The 6,819-nt window shown below is 61.3% G+C and carries 7 protein-coding genes; 1 reads left to right on the top strand and 6 read right to left on the bottom strand.

The genetic code is table 11. From position 1 onward, the window contains the following. From WD767_01305 to WD767_01290, 4 genes are all read right to left on the bottom strand, one after another. The coding region (locus WD767_01305; protein ID MEX2614708.1) for a biotin/lipoyl-containing protein at positions 1-304 on the bottom strand (304 nt) is incomplete at its 3' end. A gap of 22 nt (positions 305-326) precedes the next feature. After that, positions 327-1,736: a pyruvate dehydrogenase complex E1 component subunit beta gene (locus WD767_01300; GenBank protein ID MEX2614707.1), complete on the bottom strand. Its 1,410-nt coding sequence runs from the start codon at positions 1,734-1,736 to the stop codon at positions 327-329. Positions 1,737-1,765: 29 nt separating this feature from the next. Beyond that, positions 1,766-2,782 carry a pyruvate dehydrogenase (acetyl-transferring) E1 component subunit alpha gene (gene pdhA / locus WD767_01295; protein ID MEX2614706.1) on the bottom strand — a complete coding sequence of 339 codons (1,017 nt, stop codon included), beginning with the start codon at positions 2,780-2,782 and terminating at the stop codon, positions 1,766-1,768. A 178-nt stretch (positions 2,783-2,960) separates the two neighbouring features. Further along, entirely contained in the window at positions 2,961-3,296 is a 336-nt protein-coding gene (locus tag WD767_01290) for a septum formation initiator family protein (protein ID MEX2614705.1), read from the bottom strand. A 349-nt stretch (positions 3,297-3,645) separates the two neighbouring features. Between WD767_01290 and WD767_01285 the strand changes: the two genes are divergently transcribed. Next, entirely contained in the window at positions 3,646-4,428 is a 783-nt protein-coding gene (locus tag WD767_01285) for an enoyl-CoA hydratase-related protein (protein MEX2614704.1), read from the top strand. Positions 4,429-4,724: 296 nt separating this feature from the next. Here the strand turns inward: WD767_01285 and WD767_01280 are convergent, their stop codons facing one another. Both WD767_01280 and eno read right to left on the bottom strand, forming a co-directional pair. Then, a complete protein-coding gene (locus tag WD767_01280; GenBank protein ID MEX2614703.1) occupies positions 4,725-5,504 on the bottom strand; it encodes an enoyl-CoA hydratase/isomerase family protein in 780 nt (259 codons plus the stop codon). 27 nt (positions 5,505-5,531) lie between these two features. Continuing rightward, the gene (gene eno, locus WD767_01275) at positions 5,532-6,806 is read right to left on the bottom strand and encodes a phosphopyruvate hydratase (protein ID MEX2614702.1); all 1,275 of its coding nucleotides are present in this window, start codon (positions 6,804-6,806) and stop codon (positions 5,532-5,534) included. Between the last annotated feature and the right edge of the window lie 13 nt (positions 6,807-6,819).

Below are 6,819 nucleotides of genomic sequence, written 5' to 3'. Positions count from 1 at the left end.
CAGGCGCTGATTTCTCCGCCGCAGGCGCCTCGGCGGCCCCTTCAAGGGCGCCTTCGTCCTCACCGTCTTCCAGCAGCAGGGCAATGGTAGCGTTGACCTTTACGCCCTCGGTGCCTTCCGCGACCAGCAGCTTGCCGACTCGTCCTTCCTCGACCGCCTCGACCTCCATGGTCGCCTTGTCGGTTTCGATTTCCGCGATCACATCGCCGGAACCGACCTCGTCCCCTTCCTTGACCATCCACTTCGCCAGGGTGCCTTCCGTCATGGTCGGCGACAGGGCGGGCATCAGTATCTTGACGGGCATTCGTTTTCCCCTTTTCCCTGCTTTAAGACCGGTAGCAGGCCGCTTTCGCGGCCTCGACAATCGTTTCGACCTGCGGCAGCGCCAGTTTTTCCAGGTTGGCGGCATAGGGCATCGGCACGTCCAGCCCCGCGACGCGCCCGACCGGCGCATCCAGCCAGTCGAAGGCCTGCTCCATGACCACGGCCGAAATTTCCGAACCGATACCGGCAAATGGCCAGCCCTCTTCAACGGAGACGATGCGATTGGTTTTCTTCACCGATTGCAGGATCGTTTCCGTATCCAGCGGCCGAATGGTGCGAAGGTCGATCACTTCGGCGCTGATTCCTTCCTCGGACAGCACTTCCGCCGCCTTGATCGCCTTGCCGACCATCAGCGAATGCGCGGTAATCGTGACGTCGTCGCCCTGGCGCAGAATTTTCGCCTTGCCGATCGGCACAATGAAATCCGGATCGTCCGGCACATCGAAGCTTTCGCCATAGAGCAATTCGTTTTCCAGGAAGATAACCGGATTCGGGTCGCGGATCGCCGCCTTCAGCAGACCCTTTGAATCCGCGCCGGAATAGGGCGAAATAACCTTCAGCCCCGGGCAATGCGCATACCAGCTGGCATAGCACTGCGAATGCTGCGCGCCGACCCGTGATGCAACCCCGTTCGGTCCGCGGAACACGATGGGACAGCCCATCTGCCCGCCCGACATATACAATGTCTTGGCGGCGGAGTTGATGATCTGGTCGATGGCCTGCATCGCGAAGTTGAACGTCATGAACTCTACGATCGGCTTCAGCCCCATAAAGGCGGCGCCGACGCCGATACCGGCAAACCCGTGTTCGGTAATTGGCGTGTCGATCACGCGCCTGGCGCCGAATTCCTCCAGCATGCCCTGGCTGACCTTGTATGCCCCTTCGTACTGCGCCACTTCCTCGCCCATCAGGAAGACGTTGGGATCGCGGCGCATTTCCTCCGCCATCGCATCCCGCAGCGCCTCGCGCAGCGACTTATTGACCGTCGGGCCGGTCCATTCGCTTTCCGCCGGTGCGGCGGAAGCGGCGGGCCGGGCCGATTTCGGCGTCGCGGGGACGCTGGGCGCGGCTTCCGGTTCCGCTTCCGGTTCCGCTTCCGCTTCCGCTTCCGCTTCCGAGGTGGCCTTCGGCGAGGCGGCGTCGAGCCCCTCCATCGCCGATTCGTCCTCGCCATCCTGCAGCAGCACCGCGATCGGCGCATTCACCGCAACGCCCTCGGTGCCTTCGGCGACAAGGTGCTTGCCCATGACACCTTCATCGACCGCTTCGACCTCCATGGTCGCCTTGTCAGTCTCGATTTCCGCGATGATATCGCCGGAACTCACCGAGTCGCCTTCAGCCTTGAGCCATTTGGCGAGCGTACCCTCGGTCATCGTCGGCGACAGCGCCGGCATCAGTATTTGCGTAGCCATGTGATCTCTCTTTCCGGTGCGTTCGGCGATCAGGCGTCAATGAGAATGTCGGTCCAGAGTTCCGAAGGATCCGGTTCGGGACTGGTCTGTGCGAATTCCGCCGCGTCGGACACGATATCCTTGATTCCACGGTCCATTTCCTTGAGATCGTCTTCTACCGCATGCCCGTCGGACAACAGAACTTCCCGCACCATGTCGATGGGGTCGCGCTCGCTGCGAATTTTCTGTACTTCCTCGCGCTTGCGGTATTTGGCGGGGTCCGACATGGAATGCCCCCGGTAGCGGTATGTCAGCATTTCAAGGATGTAGGGCCCCTTGCCCGAACGGGCGTGGGCCACGGCCTTTTCTCCCGCCTCCTTGACCGCGAGGACATCCATGCCGTCGACCTGTAATCCGGGAATTCCGTATGCCTGCCCCCGCTTGTACAGATCGGCACCGGCGGAGGCCCGTTCCTGGCTGGTGCCCATGGCATATTTGTTGTTCTCGATCACATACACGACCGGCAGCTTCCAGAGGGCGGCGATATTCATCGATTCATACACCTGGCCCTGATTGACGGCTCCGTCGCCGAGGTAGGTCAGGCTGACATTCTTGGTGTCGTTATACTGATGCGCAAAGGCGATACCGGTGCCCAGCGGCACCTGCGCCGCGACAATCCCATGCCCGCCATAGAAGTTTTTCTCCTTGGAGAACATATGCATCGATCCGCCCTTGCCGTGCGAATACCCGCCGCTGCGGCCGGTCAGTTCGGCCATCACGCCGCGCGGATCCATGCCGCATGCCAACATGTGCCCGTGATCGCGATAGCTGGTAATGACGGCATCGTCGCCGTCAATCGCGGCCTGCATGCCGACGACGACCGCTTCCTGGCCGATATACAGGTGACAGAAGCCCCCGATCAGCCCCATCCCGTATAACTGGCCGGCCTTTTCCTCGAAACGCCGGATCAACAGCATCTCGCGGTAATAGTGCAGCAATTCGTCGCCAGTCGCCTTTGCAGGTTCAGAATTTTTCCGGGATTTCGTTCTCGACGCGTTTCTGGCCATAGCTGAGCGTTCTCCCAACCTCAAAGGTCACCGTTCACCATATTCGATGATATCTCGTAACCCGCCCTGAACGGTTTGGCAAGGGCGCTATAAATTATTGATTTCATTTAAAAAAACGTTAATTAACTGTATTTCGGTTAATCACGTTGATTCGAGGCACTTCCAGGCGAACGGCGCCCTATCGCGGCAGACTGTCATCCGCCCCTGGCAAAAGAACGATGAAATCGCCGGGCCTGACGTAGTCGAGCAACAGGCGCGCCCGTTCTTCCAGCATATCGAGGTCTAGACTGTCCAGCCGCAGCAGGCTCACCCGTTGTTCCAGCGCCAGTCGCGTTTCTCGGAGTTCCCGGTATGTCGTTTCGGCGCGCTCAAGTTCCAGCGACATGGAATAATACGCCAGCAGGCCGCGATCCCCCTGAACGGTCCCATAAGCGAAATACGCAAAGACCAGTGCACACAGGGCTGTCCCCGTGAGCTTCACAGCCTGCCGCTTGATCTGATCGAGCACCACCATCGGAGAAGAGAATCACATGGGCGATTCCGGCGTCAATGGGTAAATAATTCCGGTAGTTAAGGGGCAATTCCTGCCATACATGTTGCGGGACCGTCGATAAATCGCTCCATATATTGATGTCGGACGGACGTCGCCAGCGGCCCGATTACGGGGGGTTTCGGTTCATCGGGCGATTCAACGCACTGCCGCCGGCATCTTCCGGCATGCAGTTTTTGCCGGCATGGCGGCAAGGCGGTGTGCCGGAAGAACCGCAAGGGGGATTCGATTTCCAGACCGCTGACCAAGTTTTGCACGGCCCGCGAAAATGCACTAAATCAGGGAACCGAACAAACATGACGAGGACCGGACGATGGCGGATTACGAATATTTGAAAGTCGAGCGCGACGGCAAGCTGACGATTATCACCATCAACCGCCCGGAAGTGTACAATGCGCTTCATCCGCTGGCGCATTGGGAATTCGACACGGTCTTCAACGAATTCGCGGCGGACCCCGAGCAGTGGATCGCTATACTGACAGGCGCCGGCGACAAGGCCTTTTCCGCCGGCAATGACCTGAAATTCCAGGCGGAACACGGGTATGGCATGAAGCGGCCGGAATCCGGGTTTGCCGGCATCACCCACCGCTTCGATCTCGACAAGCCCGTTATCGCCGCCGTGAACGGATTCGCCATGGGCGGCGGGTTCGAAACAGCACTGGCCTGCGACCTGATCATCGCCGCCGAAAACGCCGTATTCGCACTGCCTGAACCCCGGGTCGGACTCGCGGCGCTGGGCGGCGGGTTGCATCGCCTGCCCCGCATGATCCCGCGCAAACTGGCCTTGGGCATGATCCTGACAGGGAAGCGGGTTTCCGCCGCGGAGGGCCAGAATCTCGGCTTCGTCAACGAGGTCGTGCCGCAGGGCGAGGCGCTGGACGGCGCGAAGCGCTGGGCCGCGCAGATCCTGGAATGTTCGCCGCTGTCGATCCGCGCCTCCAAGCAGGCGGTCTATCGCGGACTGGACGCGCCGAACCTGGAGGAAGCGATCCGCACGGTGTGGCCCGCTGTGCAGACGATGCGCGACAGCGAGGACTTCGTCGAAGGCCCCAGGGCCTTTTCCGAAAAGCGCCCGCCGAACTGGAAGGGCCGCTGACACCCCGCTACTGGCAGCGCTCAGGGTCGGTAACCGGACGGTAGATCGCCAGGAATGCGGATACTGCTGTTTCCGCGCGCCGATCCGGCCTCTCTTCATCCAGCGGCTGGTGCACACCCAGCAGCGCACGCAACTGGCAGCGCCCGCTTCCGCGGCAATCGTATCCATTTCCATTGTCGCTGCGGCGTAGCCAAGGTTCAGGAAGATCCCCATGCCCGCCGCCGCCGAACGACGGCTCGCCCTCGAAGGACCGGACCACACATGATCGCGCCTTGCCCGTTCCTCGGGATATGCTGCTACAGCGCCCTTCCCTTGCGGGCGATGAAATCCGGGAAGGCGTCCTCGGCTTTGGCGCCGCGCAGCACGTTCCTGGTGTAATTCACCTCGTGGTCATATTGCCGACGCAGATTTTCCCCATGACCCTGCAACAGCAATTCCTTCAGCCCCATCACGGCTTTGCGGTCGTTCCGCGCGATCGTACCGGCGATTTCCATCGTTTTTGCGCGCAGTTCCGCGCGCGGCACCAGATGGTTCAGCAGGCCGATCCGGTAGGCTTCCTCCGCCTGCACGACGCGGGCGGAAAACAGCAATTCCTTGGCCATCGGCCAACCCACCTGGTTCGGCAGGGTCCAGCTGCTGTTGATACGCCCGTAAGCCGCCGCCAGAAAACGGAATTTCGTGTCCTCGCAGCCGATGCGGAAATCCAGCGAAGACGACAATACCGCCGCCCCGCCATAGGCCAGCCCGTTCATCATGCCGATAATCGGCTTGGCGCAGGCGCTGATCTCGTAATTCCAGGGGCCACGCTTGGCGTTCATCGCGTCCAGTTCCGCCTGGGAATATTTCGCGTCGTCGGAACGCTGCTCATGAATATCGCCGCCGGCGGAAAACGCCTTCTCCCCGGATCCGGTGACGACAATGCAGCCAATATCGTCATCCACGCTCATCCGCGTCACAGCGTCATGCAATTCGCCGCAAAGCTTGCGGTTCATCGCATTCAGCACCTCCGGCCGGTTCATCGTGATGACCGCGACGCCATCCTCGATATCCAGCAGAATGTGTTCGTAGGCGGTCATGGTTTCTCCTCCCGTGTTATCGGCGCGTCAGCCGCGCAATACCGACCTTCCCGCATATTGCGCGGAATCGCCAAGCTGTTCCTCGATCCGGATCAACTGGTTGTATTTCGCCAGCCGGTCGGACCGCGATAGCGACCCGGTCTTGATCTGCCCCGCATTGGTCGCCACGGCAAGGTCGGCAATGGTCGTATCCTCCGTTTCGCCCGAACGGTGCGAGATGACCGAGGTATAGGCGGCGCGATGCGCCATTTCGACCGTTTCCAGGGTTTCCGACAGGGTGCCGATCTGGTTCACCTTGATCAGGATCGAATTGGCGACCCCTTCGGCGATGCCGCGACTGAGGAATTCCGGATTGGTCACGAACAGGTCGTCGCCGACAAGCTGCACCTTGCCGCCAAGTTCCTGCGTCAGCGCGGCCCAGCCGGCCCAGTCCCCTTCGTCCATCCCGTCCTCGATCGAGACGATGGGATAGCGGGCGACGATATCGGCCAGATACTTCACCATGCCGTCGGAATCGAGGGTGCTGCCCTCGCCCGCCAGCACGTATTTCCCGTTCCTGTAGAATTCGCTGGCGGCGCAATCGAGCGCCAGCATGACATCGTCGCCGGGCCTGTAGCCGGCGGTTTCGATCGCCTTGAGCACGAAGCCCAGCGCCTCGTCGGTCGAACCGATGGTCGGCGCGAAACCGCCTTCGTCCCCGACATTGGTGTTGTGCCCGGCATCCCGCAGCGCCTTGCGCAGCGCCTGGAACACTTCGGCGCCCATCCGAACCGCATGGGCGATGCTTTCGGCGCCGACCGGCATGATCATGAATTCCTGGATATCGACCGGATTATCCGCATGGGCGCCGCCATTGATGATGTTCATCATCGGCACCGGCAGCGTGCGGGCATAGGCTCCGCCGATATAGCGATAGAGCGGCAGGCCCGAATCCATCGCCGCCGCCCTGGCCACCGCCAGCGACACGCCCAGCATCGCATTCGCGCCCAGCCGCCCCTTGTTCGGCGTACCGTCCAGTTCGATCATCAGCGAATCGATATGGACCTGGTCATCCGCATCCATGCCGCTCAACAGGTCGAAAATCTCCCCATTGACGGCGGCGACCGCCTTCTGCACGCCCTTGCCGTCGAAACGCGCGTCGCCGTCGCGCAGTTCCAGCGCCTCATGGCTGCCCGTCGACGCGCCGGACGGCACCGCGGCGCGCCCGAAGGCCCCGCTGTCGAGCAGGACATCGACCTCCACCGTCGGATTACCCCGGCTGTCGAGTATTTCACGGGCCTGAATATCGCTGATATCGGTCATTTATCTTTTCCGG

The sequence above is a fragment of the Alphaproteobacteria bacterium genome, assembly GCA_040905865.1.
In the GTDB taxonomy this organism is placed as follows: Bacteria; Pseudomonadota; Alphaproteobacteria; order UBA8366.
The sequence above is the reverse complement of the archived record's forward strand: the minus strand, read 5'-3'. Positions and strand labels throughout refer to the sequence as shown.

What these genes read in the sequence shown, in the direction of transcription:
- WD767_01300 (MEX2614707.1), bottom strand. Translation starts at nt 1,736, where the DNA reads ATGGCTACGCAAATACTGATGCCGGCGCTGTCGCCGACGATGACCGAG.
- pdhA (MEX2614706.1), bottom strand. Translation starts at nt 2,782, where the DNA reads ATGGCCAGAAACGCGTCGAGAACGAAATCCCGGAAAAATTCTGAACCT.
- WD767_01290 (MEX2614705.1), bottom strand. Translation starts at nt 3,296, where the DNA reads ATGGTGGTGCTCGATCAGATCAAGCGGCAGGCTGTGAAGCTCACGGGG.
- WD767_01285 (MEX2614704.1), top strand. Translation starts at nt 3,646, where the DNA reads ATGGCGGATTACGAATATTTGAAAGTCGAGCGCGACGGCAAGCTGACG.
- WD767_01280 (MEX2614703.1), bottom strand. Translation starts at nt 5,504, where the DNA reads ATGACCGCCTACGAACACATTCTGCTGGATATCGAGGATGGCGTCGCG.
- eno (MEX2614702.1), bottom strand. Translation starts at nt 6,806, where the DNA reads ATGACCGATATCAGCGATATTCAGGCCCGTGAAATACTCGACAGCCGG.